We start from the raw sequence: 17,706 nt of genomic DNA, 5'->3' as shown, positions 1-17,706 counted from the left end.
ACCGAAGCGCTTCGGCAGTCCACGCCACTTGCAGCCGTGCTCGGCGACATAAAGATCGCATTGCACTTGCAGGTTCGTCAGACTGACTGTTGCCACGCTGTCGTGGCAGACAATGCTCGATCCGTTGATAATTGGGCTTCGGTGATTTCCATCGCCAGAGTGGACGATCAAACGACATTAGCGTGAACACGCCATAGGACCACTTGTCCACCGGGGCCACGTCACCATCCTTGCCTGTTCGCAGATCTTGCTCCGATACAGCTGCGCAAACTTCCGCAGCTGCGCAAGTTCTTTTCGAAATTTGAACCGAGCCTGATCGGCATCGAACACCGTCACGGTTCGCACTTCTGGGCTCTGGAATTTATCTCGCAGGGGGGCACACGGTTCGACTGCTGCCGACACAATATGTGAAACCCTTTGTGGTCGGCGGCAAGAACGACGAGAATGATGCTTCCGCCATCTGTGCAGCTGTGCCACACCCGGCATTGATCCAGCACCGATCAAGTGCCGAACAGCAACCATTGCAGTCGGCTCATCGCATGAGTGAGCGGGCCGTTTGCGAGCGAACCGTGAAGTCAAATCAGATACATAGCATGTTTGCATGCAGAAGAGGGGTTCATCTTCCGGACGGCCCCTGTCCAGCTTCGGTAGGACTTCAATGGTTCAATGGACTGGGAGTCGGTGCCGTCGCAGACGGCTCTCGTGCAAACCTCCTTTGATCGCTATCCGGCGCTTTCGTGCTCGCGGATCAATTCCGCCACTAGGCGAACGAAATATCGGATGCGTCGCGGCGCTTCGCGCGGGGTTGGCGAAGGTTTCGCAACAACGGAAGGCTGCGCCTTGTGCGTAGTGCTGTACTGTCTTTCCAACGGCCTTTCAATGGGTGACAATGCCGGGCGTGCAATGTCGAATAGAGGAGCGCGAGCACGGCGTCGTCAATCGCTGGTGTGTCATGTTCATGGCGTTCATCTCGGTATCGTTTAGACGCGTGCGCAAAACCGTTCGAGACGTGACCGAATTTCATCGGCCGACTTGCTCCAGACGAGCGCACGTGATCTGCAACCTGTTTCAGGAACTTGAGCACCTCTGTTCCTCGCGCGGCATAATCGCACAGCAACTGCCTGTTACCGTCACTAACGGAGTGAATTGATGATCGTCCCTGCAACGTCGGCTTTCAATGTGCACGAGCTCGCTCCGCCGCGTGCCTCCGCAGCAAATATTGAAATATTTTGCATCAGCTTCGATTTTCGCGTCATGCTCGACTGTCCCGCATTCGCTCCGCTCTCGGACGATGAGCGTGCGAAGGTCGCGCGCTTCCGACGCCGCGACGATGCGCTGCGTTGTGCGGTGACGCGCGTCGTACTGCGTCAGTTGCTCGCGGAACGAACAGATTCGGAGGCCAGTGAATTGCGTTTCGAGCGAGACACCGGCGGACGGCCGCGTCTCGATAAGTCGATGCAAAGCGGGTTCGGTGGGCAACTCGACTTTAACGTTTCGCATTCGGAGCAGTATGCTCTGATCGCAATTGGCCGGCGACGGAGGGTTGGTGTCGATATCGAATTTGCGCGCAAAGACATCAATTGGAGGAAGCTCGCATCAGCGGTATTTGCGCCGCGCGACGAGGCACAAGTGACCGCTTTGCCGATGTACAGGCGAACCGACGCGTTTTATGACGTATGGACGGCAAAGGAAGCGGTGTTGAAGGCACTTGGCGTCGGCATCGGAGGGGGCATGACATGGTTTTCTGTACTTGGCGACAGGCAGCACGAACCAAGCATCCTAGTTAGCGAGGAGAGCGTATGCAATCGCGACTTGATTGCGAGACTCGACGCAGTTTGGCTTCGTGCCCTGAGCGGTTATGCCGCATGTGTCGCGTGGTCGCGCGATGCGGATTCGTGGGATGCGTAGTTCGCAATGCAGGTTAAGCGCATCTCGTTAACAGAAGTTTTGTACCCTTCGCGCAGGATCTGGATAGTGACCACCGCGTCCATCACGCTGCATGCCAATCCACAGTGTCTTCGCGCCGGGTTCACCGTCGCCCTTGCGCCCGAGGTCTGTGAGAGCTGCAACGTTTCAACCCGACATGCGTTCTTCAACACATTGAAGAACATCTCGATCTCCCGCCTCGCGCGGTACCAGTCGATCAGTTCGGTGAGTACATGTGCATCGGACACCTCGCGGTTGCTCAGCAGGCGCCAGACGACGGACTGCACACCGGTGGGCGCATCCACTTCACATGCCTCAACGCAGTTCAACTCGACGCCGCCGCGCCTAGGTAACGTCACGCGCTGTGCACGCAGCAACTTCTGCACTGTTGGCCATAGGCGCTCCGTTCAAATGAACGGAGTGAACCGAATTGGAAAGTTCGAGTTGCGCTTGCGCCCGTTGCCGCTGGCTTCTGCACGCCGCCTGCAGGGTGGCTCCTTCGCCGCCCATGCAGTGGCTCGATTAGGCCGCCCTCGAATTGGCTCTATAACGCCGCCCGCTGTGGACATTGCCAAAAAACATCTTTCAGGTGCACTGGGTCGACCCGGATTCCGGTGAGATCGTCACTCCCAATGGTGTGAGTTTCATAACATCCTCCGATTGATGTTCGGTTACCGTCGCAAAAATCCACCATGCTTTGTAGCTTTGACGGTAGATGGGAGGTTTGAGTGCAAGCTCAAAGTTGTGGCGATCGCCGGGAAGAAGTGCCTGCTCTCGGGCGGGCACTTCAGTGTGGACGGAACGCTGATCCAGGCGTGGGCGGGGCACAAGAGCTTTGTGCCCAAGGACAGTGACGATCAGGACAGCGAAGGTGGTGGTACGGGCGACTCCAAGGGCGAGAAGCGTAGCAACGAGACGCATGAGTCCAGGACCGCATCCCGGTGCGCGGCTCTATCGCAAAGGCAAAACGGCCAGCGAATTGCGTTACATGGGCCACACTCTAACCGACAATCGGCATGGCCTGGTGGTCAACGCACGCGTGACGCGCGCTGACGGGCATGCCGAGCGTGAAGCAGCCAAGGTCATAATCAACGACGCACGGCAAGCGGCAGGAGACGCGAGTGCAGAAATCACGCTAGGTGCAGATAAGGGTTACGACGCACAGGAGGGCTTCGGGTGGGCCAAAACCGTGGTGCGCAGCTTGAAGAAGGTGGACCAGATGTTCGTGTTGAACATGGCCGTTTACAATCTCGTGCGCCTGCGTTCATTGGCACAGGTACGCCCATAGTGGCGAAAAAAAGCGTCAATATGGCCAGCAATTGGCCTCAACCCGCCGAACCAGCATGAGCTTTGCGTTGAAATTTCACAATGCGACGGAACGCGCAGCGAGAGCCGCGTAACCGCAGAAAGCCTGCTTCTAACGGGAGGTACTTCAGCAGCCTGCTAGGCTAGAGCGGTAGCCGAATTGGCGAACATCGAACCACTATCAGCGAAATTGATGGCATTTGGTTTGACAAACGTTTCTTTGCCGATTAGCAATCGTAATTGCCCGATTAACTGAGTTAGCTGCTGTTGCTCTATTAATTGTGTGCCTGTGCGAAACGTTGGTTAGGAGTTTTGTGCAGGGTTTCTCCGGTAATTCTCCAATGTGTATTCCACCCCGATACCCTTTTTGTTTGGGTTTCGGGGCGATTTTTTATGCAACGTGTTTCCAGCTTTTTCCTATTTTTTATTGGCGTTGTTGCATAAATCTAGCTGCGCATGCTGACGTTTACGCGCAACAGCGTCCGGGAGGGGCTCTGTTAACAGTTCGGTTTCCTGCGTACATTCTCAATTTATGCCGAGAAGATGCGGAAGGACACGACCAGCAAGCAATCGAGTTCCAAAGCCAGTACCGCGTCAAAAACTGGGCGCAGTACAACGCAGGCAGTTCATCTGCATGGTGCGGAACTTGATCTTCTGTTGCGGTATTCGGTGCAGAGCATTACGGCTTGCTGGGCTTCGGTCTTGACTGCCACAGATTTCCCCAGCATCTGCGTCGCCATCCAGATGGCACGGGCGTCTGCAGCATCGTTTTTATTGCGAATGTTGAAAACCTTGGCAAATTTCGCCGGTATCAGCTTCACCTGATGTCCCATTTCAATCAGTCGTCCGGCCCAATGCTGGGCGCCGCCGCATGCTTCATGCCGACTAGTCAAGGAGCACGATTCGCGAAGTGCTCCAGAAATGCGGCTCGCTTGATTGGCTGTTGATGATCTCCCCGGTATCCGGATCCATCCAATGCAACTGCATGACGTTCTTTGCGATGTCAGCACCGACTATCCCATAGTTCATTGTGGATCCTCCGGTTAGCCTTGGGAAATCGTCATGATCTCCCACTTGGGCACTTGATGCCGTCGGCCCGCGAGGATCCACTGTCCTGCATTTCCTCACCGGCCGTGGTGGGGGCGTTCGTTCCATTCCGTCTCATGAGCCTGCCGCGTTCTTAAAACGCAAGTCGGGGACTGCCCGTTGCGAAGTGGAAGCGCGGATTGCTCGAATACCGGGCTACGCCGACTTCAGGAAACTCCCTTCATGAATCAGTTCATCGATCATCAATACCGACCCGTCATCAGTCTCATATGGACTGCACGCTACGCGGCAATGCAAGCGCCATCGCGAGTCGGGCAATGTCCCAGTGAAACCGGCTAATTCGCGCGCAACGGCAACGTCCGCAATGTTGGCGTTCTTGCCTCGGGTTACGAGCTTGCGATATCGCCGGCACAGTCGCAACTGCGCATCCCACGCCCGATCGATAATCGCTTTGGGCAGCCCTTCGTGTCGCTGCTGAATCTCGGGTGCCGAATTCGATTGGGACGTGCACTAGCCGGCCTATCTGGCTGCAGGTCGCGCTCATGAGAAAGGCGAGGCGGCCAAGGCGCTGGTGGTCGACCGCAAGTTCTTCAATGAGACCGAGTTGGCCCTGATTACTGTAATGATCTCGTCAGTAAGTTCGTCGCTTTGATCGGCCTTCCTCGCGGTAATCCGTGGTGTTGCACATCAAACATTGTCGGACATGCAACACAGGCAAACCGACAAACGATTCTTGGCGCAAGATCCCGCAAGCGTTTTGGAGGGTGAATGCCCATCAATCATCCCGATCAGCAATGTGTTGTGAGATATCTATCCGGTGTGTCGTGGCGTTGGCTCAACTATTGCATCTGCTGTCGCGGGGAAATTAAAGCGGAAGGTAACGAAGCGTGAACACGAAACCAAAGCCTCACGAGCCACAGACAAGATCTTCAAAAAATGACAGTCGACATGTTATGTTATTGCGGCGTCCACTCAAGGTGCCGCGCTACGCGTTACTAAGGAAACGGCGCTCTGGATCATCAGTTCCATTCCGTTCCCTGACCGGGAAGTTTCTTCCTGCGTTGCTGTGCAGTCCGACGAACGATATATCTCACAAAGAAAGTTAACAAGGGCTCTGCCAGAATGAAGCTGTGCGGCGAAGTGAGCAGCATGTGAGCACCGACATCGACGCGACGGTCAGGACGACCTAATCGAGCAGAGCCATCGCACCTTCTAATCCACTATATGACTGTTGAATACTTCTGAACTTATGCTACTGGAGCGTCGGGTGTCGAAGCGCACATGTTTCAATTATTCACGCGCTTTACTGTAGTTTTTATATTGCAGCATACAGTTCGAAACCTGTATGAAGTGAATTCCTTACTACGACTCATTGCATAGTCCTCTTCTTGAACTGACATCGCTTGCTCGAGCTAAGGTCGTGATTGTGATTGAGGACGGTTACTTTAACGATGAACAGATCACGCACTGTGCGGTTTTCCCACGATTGGTCGCTTGTTGCCGATGATCCGAAAGCCTTCATCGCGAGCGCGACCCTACTTTTTGACAGTAAGCGCTGCGTGACCGTTTCGGAAGCGTGCCAGGAACTCGCTCTCTGAGGATTGGGGAGAACTGCGGGGCTGGCGCAAGATATAGCGCCGTTACGCGATGCGGGCACTCGGTGGGTTCGGTCTCGCATCGTCATAGCAATGTGCGATCGGAAGGCGATCTATGCGCCATCGAGTTGTAACGTTGCTCGCGCCAGCCGCATCTTTCGCGGTTATCGGTACTGATTCTAATCGTAACCAGTTATCCAATCCAAACGCAATGAACCATTCGACGATCATTCCACGGATACTTTTGCGGTCGTCCGCCGAGACAGCTGGTTTTAGTATAGGGCCGGTTACTTCAAGCATTTAATAGAGTGAGTGAGATTGAAATGAAAACACCATTGGCAGTGGACTACTTTTGTGATGCGGCACGGCTTTATCCGCACCATATAGCAGCGAGGCATGGCAGCGAGTCGGTGACGTATCGGGAGCTTGATGAGCAGTCTAATCGCATCGCAACGGCGCTGACCGAGCGCTGTGGCCGCGAGGCGCCCGTCATCGGCGTGCTGATGGAGCGAGGAACTGATTTATTGGCTGCGATGCTTGCCATTTTTAAGATTCGCGGTACCTATATGCCGCTTGATCGCCAGTATCCAGCGGAACGTTTGGATTACATGCTGGAGAAGAGTAAATGCTGCCTGCTGGTGACCGACCATAACTGCTACGAACAGGCGGCGTATTTGGAGGCAGCCAAACCGGAACTAGTGCTTCTTGATATTGAGGAAGCGCAAGCATCGAGCGTAGCCTTTGTCGGGCCCAGAGGCAAAGGCAGTGATCTTGCCTACGTCATTTTTACTTCGGGTACCACCGGTCAACCAAAGGGCGTAATGGTTGAACAGCGGAGCCTTGTCAATCATTTGCATGCTAAGGTCCGCGATCTGGCGATCAGTAAAACTGACCAGGTGGCGCAGACAGCATCGCACTGTTTTGACATTTCTCTGTGGCAATTTATGGCGGCGCTGCAAGTGGGGGCGTGCACGCGGATCATTAATAGAGACGTCGTATGCGATCCGTCGCGGCTGCTGCTTGAGCTGCGCGAATGCCAAGTATCGGTCATTCAATTTGTGCCGTCACAACTACGCTCGTTTGTGGCCGAAGTCGAATTGATCGAGGCACGCGCGCTGCCGGCGCTGCGCAGGATTTCCACCGTCGGGGAGGCATTGCCGCCCGACGTATGCCGACGCTGGCTGGCCATGTACCCGTCTATTCCCATCCTCAACCACTATGGACCGACTGAATGTGCCGACGGTGTCACGCATGCTTTGATTTCTAACTCTCCGGCGGAAGGTCAGGCATTTATGCCAATCGGGAAATCGATAGACAATCTGCAAATCTATGTGGTCAGGCCAGATGCAGCGGCGCTGACGCTTGTTGCGTCAGGTGACGTAGGCGAACTCTGTGTAGCCGGCGTTGGCCTTGCGCGTGGCTACATTAACGACGACGCGCGTACCGAGGAGGCTTTTGTGGTTAACCCTTTCAGCGATAAGCGCGGATATGATCGATTATACAAGACTGGCGATCTCGTGAGGATGCGTGAGGATGGCTTACTGGAGTGTCTCGGAAGAGCAGATCGTCAGGTTAAGCTGCGTGGCTATCGTATTGAGCTAAACGAGGTAGAAGGTTTGCTGGGGTTACATGCAGCAGTCGAGGCCGCGGCCGTAGTGGTGCATTACCCCGCTGACAATCGGGTGAAACTGACGGCAAGGGAAACACTAAATAGTCTGGGGGAAGCGGAAAGACTGCCGCGCCTCGTGGCCTTCGTCAAGCTTCGAGAGGAGGTTACACGGAGCGCTTTGCGCGAACACATGTCGCGTCAGTTTCCTGACTACATGCTGCCTGATCTTTTTTTCGAGATGGCGACATTACCATTAAACGCCAATGGCAAATTTGATTACAAAAAATTGCCTTCCCCGGAAAGTTTGCGTCCTTTGTCCGATGTGAAATATCTGGAGCCTGCTGACGGTCTTCAGGTTCGGTTGTGCAGGCTGCTAGCCGAGATACTGCATCTAGACCGGCTGGGACGAAACGACAACTTTTTGCTGATGGGCGGTGACTCGCTGCGCGCCATGCTTGCGATCAACCGTATTCGGAGCGAATTCGCCTGCGAAGTTTCAGTGGTTGACCTGTATCATTGCACAATAGATGAGTTGACCGAGCTCCTGGCCGAGAAAGAGGATGCGCATGAGTCGCTCCCCGCCATTGTCGGCAGTCGCCGTGATGAGGGCGGAGAGGCTCCGGCCAGCCACATTCAAAAACACTTATGGTTTTTGTGGAAGCTTGATCCAACAGCATCCAACTATACCCTGCAAACGGCGCTCGAATGCTGCGGAGAGCTTGATCGAGATCGCTTTAGTCGGGCTTGGGATGCGGTGGTGCAGTACTTCGACACACTGCGCATCCGATTCGTCGAAAAGAGCGGCAATCCATATTTGACCTTCGATTCACCGCCGAAGGGCAGTTTGCGCTTTATAGACCTTTGCGGCGACCATCGTGCCCCCAGGTTGGCTGAACTGAAGGCGAGCGAGTTTCATCCGTCCTTTGATCTCGCCGCGGGCGCACTGTATCGCGCACTACTAGTACGAGAGAGATCAGACCGGCATGTTGTCATCTTTACCACGCATGAAATCATTATGGACGCGTGGTCGCTTTCGGTGATGGTGCGCAAACTGCGTGAATTTTACAAGGCGGGAGTCAGCTCAGAGGACGGTCTCGAAGCCGAAATTTCGTTCGCGGATTTCGCGAAATGGGAGTCTGAGCAGTTTCGATCGGACTGCTGGGCGCGACAGCGCGCGTACTGGGCACAACAGCTGTCGGGTGAGTTGCCGGTGCTGACCCTGCCTTCCGATAAGCCTCGTCCGAGGCGGATGCATTACACCGGTAAGTCACACGCCATACAAATTCCGGCTCTCGCGGCGTCCAGACTTCGCGAACTCGCTGCGGACAATCGCACAACGCTTTTCAGCGTGTTACTGACGACGTTTTACGTTTTGTTGAGAGAGTACAGTGGACAGGACGATATCATCGTCGGCACTCCGAATGTAGTGCGCGAACAGTCAGGTACGGAAAACCTGCTGGGGTTCTTCCTAAACATGTTGCCGCTAAGGGCGAAGATAAATCCTGACAAGTCATTCATCGAAAATCTGGCCACGACGCAGCAAACTGTCATCGGTGCTGCCTTCAACAAGGCATATCCATTCAGTCGGATGTTGGAAGCAGTTGACGTGGTACGTGGAAGCAATTTTTCCCCCGTATTCCAGGCGATGTTCAACATGTATTCGGAGAAGGCAGAGCTGATTTCTGAGGGGCGGCAAGACGTGTCAATTGTCGCGCGAGAATTGGAAAACGGTTATACCAAGTACGATCTCACTCTTTACTGTCAGGAAGAGGGGGACGGCATCTATCTGCAGATGTCCTATTGCACCGAGCTGTTCTCCGACGAGCTCGTTTCCAGAATGCTGCTCAACCTGCAGCAAATTATTCAGGCGATCATTGCGGCGCCCGCAGCGCCGCTGGCAGAGCTGGATCTGCGGCACCCAGCTGAAAAGGCTTTTCTTAAGCGGTACAACGGAGGACGGCTGGCTTATACAGGCGCTAGTACGCTACGCGAAATGTTCGAAGTGCGTGCAAAAATGTCACCAGTGGATACTGCTTATTTCTGGGAGCGCGGCCGCATTTCGTACGCTGAGTTGGATGCAGCGGCCAACCGTTTTGCTAACAGACTTGCAGCCTCCGGTGTTGGTGCCGGCGACAGGGTGCTGCTTGGCATTGACCGCGGCATTAACGCGTTGATCGTTATTCTGGCTGCGATCAAGCTGCACGCAACCTACTCGGTGATCGGGGCAAATTATCCGGTAAGTCGCATACTTGAGATTGCCAAAGATGTCGCTCCCAATGCCTTCGTTGCCACGCCGTTGCAGCGGGAAGCATTTCGTGACAGAGGGCTGGTGCTACTGCCGTCGGAGGAAGTTGCATGCGGCAATGAGGAAACAGATGCCGCCCCTTCGCCATCTTGCTCGCATGAAGTGCTGCAGATCGTATACACATCTGGCTCTACGGGAAAACCGAAGGGCGTTGTAGTTTCCGCTACAGCATGCCTAAATCGTTTGCACTGGATGTGGGGGCAATTCCCATTTCAGGCCGGCGATGTCTGCGTAGTGCAGAAGTCGGCGGCGCTGGTTGCCAGTCAATGGGAAATCTTCGGGCCACTCTTACAAGGCGTTCCTAGTTTGCTGCTGAGTCAGCAAGAACTGCAAGATCCATCCCTGCTGCTATTGCAGCTCGATCGTTACCGGGTAACGCGTCTGCTGTGCTCGCCACCGTTGATCACCGGCATTTTGACGGCACAATTGACAGACGGACGGTCGGTTTCAGATTTGCGGCTGGTCACCTCAAGCGCTGAGGCGTTGCCGCCAGAGTTGGCTCGGCGCTTTCTCGAGGCGTTCCCACAGGCCCGTTTGTTCAACTTCTATGGATCCTCCGAGTGTAGTTCGAACGCCGCTTGGGGGGAGGTGTGCGAAGTGGGCGCTGATGAACGGACTGTCCCGATCGGTAAGCCGGTGGCCAATGTCGGCATAGCGGTCGTAGATGACAAGTTGTGGCCGGTGGTTCAAGGTGCGGTGGGGGAGATCCTGGTGACGGGTGACTGCCTGGCGGGTGGCTACCATGGCAGCAGGGAGTTGACGGCCGAGCGATTTGTTGATAATTCGGTGGCAGAGTTACAGCCTTTCGGAACTGTGGCTTATCGCACTGGCGATTTGGGGCGCCACCGTGACGACGGCCGCCTGGAGTTCCTCGGAAGGCGTGACAACCAAATCAAGATCCATGGCTTGCGCGTTGAACTGGATGAGATTTCTCACGTCTTGCGAAAATGTCCTGGGGTCGAGGAGGCCGCGGTGCATTTGCACCGCGCCGCGGATGGCGAGCCGCTGTTGACTGCTTACGTGGTGGGCACGGAGGCGAAGCTGCCGTCGACGGAGGATGGGTTCAGACAAATGCTCCGTCATTCGCTGTTGCCCCATACTATTCCCCGTTCATTTGTCCGCTTGCGGGCTTTGCCTAAGCTGCCGGGCGGTAAACTGGACCGTTCACGCTTGCCGTTGCCACGGCAAACCGCAGTGGGCGTATTCGCGCCGCTGGTCACCACGACCGAGAATGCACTGGCCGCGGTTTGGCAGGAAGTGCTTGGTATATCGACGATTGGTGCGGACGCGCATTTCTTCTCACTGGGTGGTACCTCTATGCTGAGCGTGCGCTGTGTGGCGCAGGCGGCCAAGATGGACATCCGCTTTTCGGTCAGCGAGTTGTACGATTATCCAGTGTTACGCGAACTGGCCGGGCTGGTCGATGCCCGCTCTGGCGAACTGGTGCACCATGATGGCCAAATCGGCGGTGGCGTGGAAGTAACGCCTACGATACGATTCATGAATCGGCGCATGGGTTTAGACGAGCATTTCAACATGTACGCGATCTGGCAAGACGATAGCTGCCGTTTGGATCCGGCCATATTGGAGTCCGCTATCGTCAGGTTGGCGAAAGACTACCCACTGTTGCGCACCAGGATCTCTCGAGATGACGATGATCTACGCTTCCATACCGGAGTCGGAGCGTTGCATCTGGAGCGAGTTGCATTGGGCTCGTACGCAGAGCTCGGTGATTGCACGCGAGAGGTATCTGGTATCGCTGAGAAAGCGCAATATGCATTCCGGTTCGATGGTCGTACCTGGATGTCGCGTTTCCAATTGATCGAGGCGGAGGTCGGTGGGCGGCCGCACAGTTGGATTTTTATCATAATTCATCATTTTCTAGTCGACGGCTATGGGTTCCGGCTGCTGCTGGACGAAGTAGAACGCTACTATCTGGCTATAGTGCATGGCCACGCGCCAGTTCCCGCATTCAGTGGCCGCGCGCAGTTGAATCGATGGGTGAAGGCGCTGCGCGAACATGTGAGCGGTTCGTTGGACAGCCACATTGCTTATTGGCGAAGCCGGCCATGGGAACTGCTGCGTGAGGATAGTGCTACAGTCCTCGAGGTTGAGCCAGTCGATAGTGGCGCTGATGCCAGCCGCCGCTTGTTCGAGATGCTCCATACTGGGCAGATGCACAGTGATGCTGCTTTCGAGGCCTTGTGTGCGCGCAAGGGGATTCGCTATCTGGACCTGGATGCGGAATCGACAAAGGTTCTGCTCGATCTGCATCCGGAACGGCACGGCTTTGACGCGTTCGACGTCATCCTGTGCGCCTTGGCGGAGGTGGCAGGACAGGGCAACCAGCGACGAGGGCTGTTTTTGGACAGCATGGACATGCTGCGCACGCCTATCCTGCCGGGTCAGGATCTGTCGACGGTTATGGGCTTTACCGCGGAGCTTGTCCCGCTGGCCATCGTTTGTGAGGGGCGACTCAGTGTGGCGGAACGTCTGAAAGTGGTGCGTCGTCAGCGCAATTCGGCGCGGATCCATGGCATTGGGCTACGGGCGGCTGCGTATCTGCTGCCGGACGATCAGGCGAAGGCACTCATGGATTTCGACTGGCCTCGTGTTGTCGTCAACTATCGCGCTGCGTTAGATAATCTTCGTACGCGCATGCTGCTCGGCCTTGCTCAACCGACGATCTGGACGGGTGATGGGATGGGGTCCAACCGTCATCACACGTTGCGGTTAGATATCGACAATGTGGACGGTAAACTTCGTATCCAGATGCATTGTGCGCTGCATTGCTTTTCCGCAGAGGAGGCGAACATGCTGGGACGTCAGTTGCTGCATTGTCTCGCGGCTTATGCCGGATGGCTCAGGGACAATCCAAGCGTGAAGGGAGCCATGGTATGAACACGCCAACAGTTGCGGCATCACTGATGCAGTCAATGGCCCATGATCGACTGTTGCCACTGATCCTGCGGCTGGCTCTTCCTTCCGTCATTGGAGTCACTGTCAGTGCCGCTTATCAGTTGCTCAACGCCTATTTCGTGGGACGGCTCGGAACAGCGGCACTCGCGGCGATGGCATTCTCGTTCCCGTTTGCAATGGGCATCACGGCAATAGGCCAGATCTTCGGTGCAGGGGCCGCCTCGTTGATTGCTCGAAGCTTGGGGCGCGCCGACGATCACTCTGCCAACGATTATGCCTCGCACGCGTTATGGTCTGCGATGGTAATTACTGGCATTGCGGCAATCGCCGGCTGGCTGTTGGCTCCAAGTTTGCTGGCATGGCTAGGCGCTGGACCATCGACTTTGCCACTGGCGGTGGCCTATCTTCATTGGCTGCTGCTGGGCTATGTGGCAGTGGTATTCAATATGGTCTGTGGTTTCATCGTGAGAGCGGATGGCAATACCGTGCTCAGCATGACGACCCAAGTCTCATCCTTCGCAATGAACGCGGCGCTCGACCCGGTGATGATTTTCTGGTTGGGGCTGGGCATCGATGGGGCCGGTATCGCAACATTTCTGGCCCAGTTGTGCGGCTTAACCTTGTATTGGCGACATTTCGCGGGCAGGCACGGGGCCATCGTCTTATTGTGGCCATCGGTGGGACGCTGCTGGTGCCGGCTGGCGAGCATCGCCCGCATCGGCATTCCACCAGCGCTCAATACGCTGCTCGCGGTAGCGGCCATGTCCATGCTCAATGGGTTCGCTGCTCGCTACGGCGAGGCATCGGTGGCGGCGATAGGTTTGGCCAGCCGCTTGGCGATGCTGGCGGTACTTCCGCTGTATGGGCTGTGCATCGGGGCGCAGTCGGTTGTAGGGTTTAATGTCGGCGCAGGTAACTGGACACGGGTGGCGCAAGCGGTTCGGACTATGGTTGCCGTCGCGCTAACGTTCGCCGGAGTCTATGCCGGCTGGGTCGTGTGGCAAGCTAGGACCATCATCGGCTGGTTTACGCACGAGTCGGCGACGATAGAGATTGGTAGCCGCGCGATCTTACTGTTCCATTGTGCGTTGCCGGTGTTAGCGGTGCAACAGGTGTGTCTGCTTTTCATGCAGGCTAAGGGCGACGCAATCTGGGCAACGCTTGTAGCGGTACTGCGGCATGGCGTGTTTCTGATGCCCCTGATGGCCTTGCTGCAGCACGCTTACGGACATGACGGCCTGTTGTTCTCGGTAGCGGCTGCCGATATGACGGCGGGTCTTATCGCTATTGTTATTCTCTATAGTGAAATGCGGCAGATCGACAAGGCCTCCCATGTCTAACGACGTTTGACCTGTATCGGCCCGGATTGTTTGGACACGGTTTTGGCACTCAGGCGGCCTGTTTAAACATCCATGCCTGACGGGGTTCGAGGGGTGACATGAACCCCAGTTTTTCCAGCCGCCATTCTCGGTTGTAACGGTCTTTGAAGTCAACGACAGCGTCACGAACTTCATCAACATTCTTGAAGATACGCCGGTGAATCGCTTGTTCTTTCATGTTCCGATTGAACCGCTCAGCAACGCCATTGGTTTGCGGTTCGGCGACGAAGGCGTAGCTCGCTGCCCCAGAATGGCTCAGTCAGGTTGGCCGATGTAGTCTGTCTTTGTGGCGTACGAGTAGTTATCCTTATTAGATAACCCTGTCTCCGGCGGCAGTGACAGTCCAACCATGCCACGTCGCGAAACGTTTCTGGAGCGCGGTACGATGACATGCCGCGTTCATCTGGTGTCTGGGCAACGCGAAGTGCTGCCGGATCGCACCGAAGCTCGAAAGAAACGCCTGCGTGCGACGTGCATCGCGAAATCCGCACATCTGGCGCTCCCGCCTGCGGGCCGGCTGGTGGCCGTTCTCGGCACGGTTGTTCACGCATGCGGCCGCTTTGACGAAGACGTGCTTCACATGAGCAAGCTCAGCAATGTCCGACTTCGCCGCCGGATAGCTGCGCAGCCGGTCGGTCACGATCTTGCGCGGCACCGGGTTTGAACGCAGCACCCTGAGGAAGAAGCGCTTTGCCGATGCCTTGTCACGCCGCTTTTGCACAAGCACGTCCAGTTCTGCGCCATGCTCGTCGACCGCTCGCCACAACAGATACGGCTCGCCGCGCAGCCCGGCTTGCGCCGCGCGGCCTTGGCGCCCTGGGCGAATCTGGCGCCGAACTTCTCGCACCAGCAACGGATCGTCTCATGCGACCACAACACCACGCTCGAGCAGCAACTCCTAGACGTCGCGCAGGCTCAGGCTAAACCGGAAATGCCAGCGAACCGCGCAGTTGATGACGACGGCAGGGAACCGGTGGCCGTGATAAAGCGGTTTTGTCTTCTTCATTACGTCATTCTACCGCCCCCTTTCCATCAACCTGACAGAGCCATATGGCGAGCTCTTCCATGCCGGCGCACAGCACAGCGAGGTTGTCTGAGCCTCTCGGGGAGATTGCACTTTTCCAGCGATCATCGCCATCGACCACCGCGGTCCTGTCTTGAGCTGTGTCTCGTTTAAGACATCGATGTCGCAAGTGTGACGGCAGGATGCCAGCTAGCACGGCGAGTGGCGCCTTGTTTTCTCAGCTGTGTTTTCAGAAAGTCGTTGGCACATCGGTTGCTTGATAGGGATACGTTGACCATAACAATCTAGCAACTCACTTCTAGGAGTTCAGATGAAACTTGCTCGATCGATCCTGATGCTGCCACGACCGCCGCGCGCGCATCGTGGCGAGGTCTCTCATCTCATGATTGGGTTATCAAGATGGGCGACGGCTCCCCGACGAGGTCTGGACGGTGCCGTATCAGGAATGGGGCGAATGGCAGTGGAGCACATGGGTTGGCAGGTTCTTGCCAGCCTGCCCCGTCCCAAAAGCCATACCTTGGCTTTCCGCTTCGGGAGCGCGCGGAAGCCACGCTTCTACGAATGACTTGCACCTGTATTCCTGCGATCAAACAATATGATTGTGCGTAGCCTGAACGATGCTGAAGCGACGGATCACTTCGTCGATTGGGGCAATGGTACTAGCCACCGCCTCCTGACGGCTAAGGACGGCATGGGCTTTAGCGTCTGCCACACCGTAGTGCGCGCTAACACGGTCTCGTTTTTGCAATACCGTAACCATCTCGAAGCTTCTACTGCATCGCCGGAGAGGGCGAGGTGTGAGCATGAGCACGCAAGTCGATGGGGATTCGGGGCGGTTTGAGCGACTTGCGTGATGTAGCCGAGGGGATCTCCCTCAGGCATCTTGCACAAACAACGCCCAAGGGAGAGTCTCGCGTTTTCCAAGACCCGAGACCTTTGCAGTGTGCCGCACGAGTGCCCGTAATCCTGACTTCTACCGCCTGCTGCTGCGGATCGATCAAGACTTCGCCGAGCAACCCCGCTCGCAGCACTGCCGCCGCTGCAGAGGCGTTCTGCACAGCGCCCGCTATCGCCGCAAACCACGCGGCCTTACCCGGCAAGCCCGCGCCGAGTGCGGCGATTTCCGCTACAGCTTCTGCTGCGCCGAGTGCCGCCGTCGCACCACGCCGTTCTCCGTGCGCTTTCTCGGCCGTCGCGTCTACGTTGCCGCAATCATGGTCGTCGTCAGTGCCACGCGCGCCAGTGCCGGCACTGCTGCCGCGATGCATCAGCTCGGCGAGCTGGGCGTGCCGCGCGCAACGATCGCGCAATGGCGGCGCTGGTGGCAGACCGACTTCGTCAGCACGCCGTTCTGAACGCTTGGGCGGGCGGCGTTCGTGCCGCCCGTCGAGACCGTGCAGGCGCCGGCGAGCCTGCTCGAGCGCTTCGCTGCGGCGTTACAGCCTGACCCGCTGCTGTGCTGGCTCTCGCCGCTCACCCGCAGCAGCGCCATGAGCACCGTGCATGAGGGACGGTAGCCGCCCGCAGAACTTCTCGCTCGCCCTCTCCGAACAGCGCTTGTAGTCTCGCCTCTCCCCTGAATCGCGGCGCGGTGCGCCGCATCTTTGGAGAACGCATGACTGAACTTCACGATCTACCCGTGCGGGATCGTTGGGCGCGCTTGCGCTTTGCGATCGTCGGCCCCTTGCTTGCAGCACCGCCCGAGTCGGGGCAGTTGCGCGAACTCATCACCGCGCTGGCCGCCAGACGCTGGCGTCATCCCGTCACTGGCGACGATATCCAGTTCGGCCGCTCGACCATCGAACGGTGGTTCTATCAGGCCCGCAAGGCGCCACACGACCCGGTGGCGAAACTGCGCAAGCGCCCAAGTGGCGCCGGCGCAAACCTGTCGCCTCAGACGGTACAGGCGATCCGCACGCAGTACCGCGACCATCCCGGCTGGACCTGCCAGTTGCACTTCGACAACCTCAAGGTCATGCTCGGTGCGGCGAACCTGCCGTCGTACACGACCGTGCGCCGTTACATGCGTGCGCAGGGCCTGTTCCGGGAACGCCAGCCCCGGCACACGAGCGCCGGCGCGATGCTCGCGCGCGATCGCCTCGAGAAGCTCGAGGTCCGCAGCTTCGAGGTCGAGCACGTCAACGCGCTCTGGCATCTCGACTTCCATCACGGATCGCGCAAGCTGCTCATCCATGACGGCCAGTGGATCACGCCGATGCTGCTGTGCGTGATCGATGACCGCTCGCGCGTCGTCTGTCACGCGCAATGGTTTCTCGATGAGACTGCGCGCAGGCCTGATCGTAAGCGGTAATTTCAGCACACCGAATAAAGAATCGTTTGCGACAGACGAGCAAGCGCAGCCGTACCGCGATGGTCGGGGTCAACCGGCGATATCCGCGTCGAGGTGATGAGCCTGCGCGTGAGCCAGCATGCCGACGCGCATTCAGTTCGTCAGCCGGTCTCTTCCTTTTCCTTTTGTTGCCGGGCGTAATTGAACGGCAGAAGGTCGGTTACATCTGCGTCCGGCACACGCTGCGGCGTTGCCGCAACCGGTGTAGTGCCAGCACGGCCTGCTGGGCCTCTGTCTTCACGGCGAC

The 17,706-nt window shown here is 56.9% G+C and carries 8 protein-coding genes and 5 pseudogenes; 8 read left to right on the top strand and 5 right to left on the bottom strand.

All coding sequences use genetic code 11. The features are described 5' to 3' along the window. Together BFD71_RS41905 and BFD71_RS38245 are read left to right on the top strand one after the other, a co-directional pair. Positions 1-186 (top strand): hypothetical protein (locus BFD71_RS41905; protein ID WP_218108694.1); only part of this gene is annotated, 186 nt, incomplete at its 5' end. 963 nt (positions 187-1,149) lie between these two features. Beyond that, complete coding sequence (locus BFD71_RS38245) at positions 1,150-1,908, top strand: 4'-phosphopantetheinyl transferase family protein (RefSeq protein ID WP_069269356.1); 759 nt, start codon at positions 1,150-1,152, stop codon at positions 1,906-1,908. Here the strand turns inward: BFD71_RS38245 and BFD71_RS43135 are convergent. Next, positions 1,857-2,312, bottom strand: coding sequence for a hypothetical protein (locus BFD71_RS43135; protein ID WP_069269355.1), 456 nt, complete (start codon positions 2,310-2,312; stop codon positions 1,857-1,859). The two genes, BFD71_RS38245 and BFD71_RS43135, sit on opposite strands and share 52 nt — an antisense overlap. A 352-nt stretch (positions 2,313-2,664) precedes the next feature. On the opposite strand from BFD71_RS43135, the pseudogene BFD71_RS38235 reads away from it, so the two are divergent. Further along, positions 2,665-3,214 (top strand): annotated as a pseudogene (locus BFD71_RS38235) (IS5/IS1182 family transposase); the annotation flags it as partial. Positions 3,215-3,846: 632 nt separating this feature from the next. Here BFD71_RS38235 and BFD71_RS38230 read toward each other — a convergent pair. Continuing rightward, positions 3,847-4,260 (bottom strand): annotated as a pseudogene (locus BFD71_RS38230) (IS110 family transposase); the annotation flags it as partial. A gap of 283 nt (positions 4,261-4,543) precedes the next feature. Beyond that, positions 4,544-4,767: pseudogene (locus BFD71_RS42650) on the bottom strand (IS110 family transposase); the annotation flags it as partial. A 1,429-nt stretch (positions 4,768-6,196) separates the two neighbouring features. Here BFD71_RS42650 and BFD71_RS38225 point away from each other — a divergent pair. Then, positions 6,197-12,688, top strand: a complete 6,492-nt coding sequence (locus tag BFD71_RS38225; RefSeq protein ID WP_069269353.1) for a non-ribosomal peptide synthetase — start codon at positions 6,197-6,199, stop codon at positions 12,686-12,688. Continuing rightward, positions 12,685-14,046: an MATE family efflux transporter gene (locus tag BFD71_RS38220; protein ID WP_256095111.1), complete on the top strand. Its 1,362-nt coding sequence runs from the start codon at positions 12,685-12,687 to the stop codon at positions 14,044-14,046. The genes BFD71_RS38225 and BFD71_RS38220 overlap by 4 nt, the downstream gene beginning before the upstream one ends. A 49-nt stretch (positions 14,047-14,095) precedes the next feature. Here the strand turns inward: BFD71_RS38220 and BFD71_RS40080 are convergent, their stop codons facing one another. Beyond that, complete coding sequence (locus BFD71_RS40080; RefSeq protein WP_083245735.1) at positions 14,096-14,344, bottom strand: integrase core domain-containing protein; 249 nt, start codon at positions 14,342-14,344, stop codon at positions 14,096-14,098. A gap of 51 nt (positions 14,345-14,395) precedes the next feature. After that, positions 14,396-15,091 (bottom strand): annotated as a pseudogene (locus BFD71_RS38215) (IS6 family transposase). 613 nt (positions 15,092-15,704) lie between these two features. Between BFD71_RS38215 and BFD71_RS40075 the strand changes: the two are divergent. The 3 genes and pseudogenes from BFD71_RS40075 to BFD71_RS38205 all read left to right on the top strand — a co-directional run. Next, entirely contained in the window at positions 15,705-15,950 is a 246-nt protein-coding gene (locus BFD71_RS40075; protein ID WP_256095110.1) for an ectoine synthase, read from the top strand. A gap of 100 nt (positions 15,951-16,050) precedes the next feature. Beyond that, positions 16,051-16,464, top strand: a complete 414-nt coding sequence (locus BFD71_RS38210) for a hypothetical protein (RefSeq protein WP_256095109.1) — start codon at positions 16,051-16,053, stop codon at positions 16,462-16,464. A gap of 260 nt (positions 16,465-16,724) precedes the next feature. After that, a pseudogene (locus BFD71_RS38205) lies at positions 16,725-17,399 on the top strand (IS481 family transposase); the annotation flags it as partial. Positions 17,400-17,706: the final 307 nt, after the last annotated feature.

Source organism: Paraburkholderia nodosa (assembly GCF_001718195.1).
Classification (GTDB): Bacteria; Pseudomonadota; Gammaproteobacteria; order Burkholderiales; family Burkholderiaceae; genus Paraburkholderia; species Paraburkholderia nodosa_A.
This window is presented reverse-complemented; position numbering and strand designations above follow the sequence as displayed.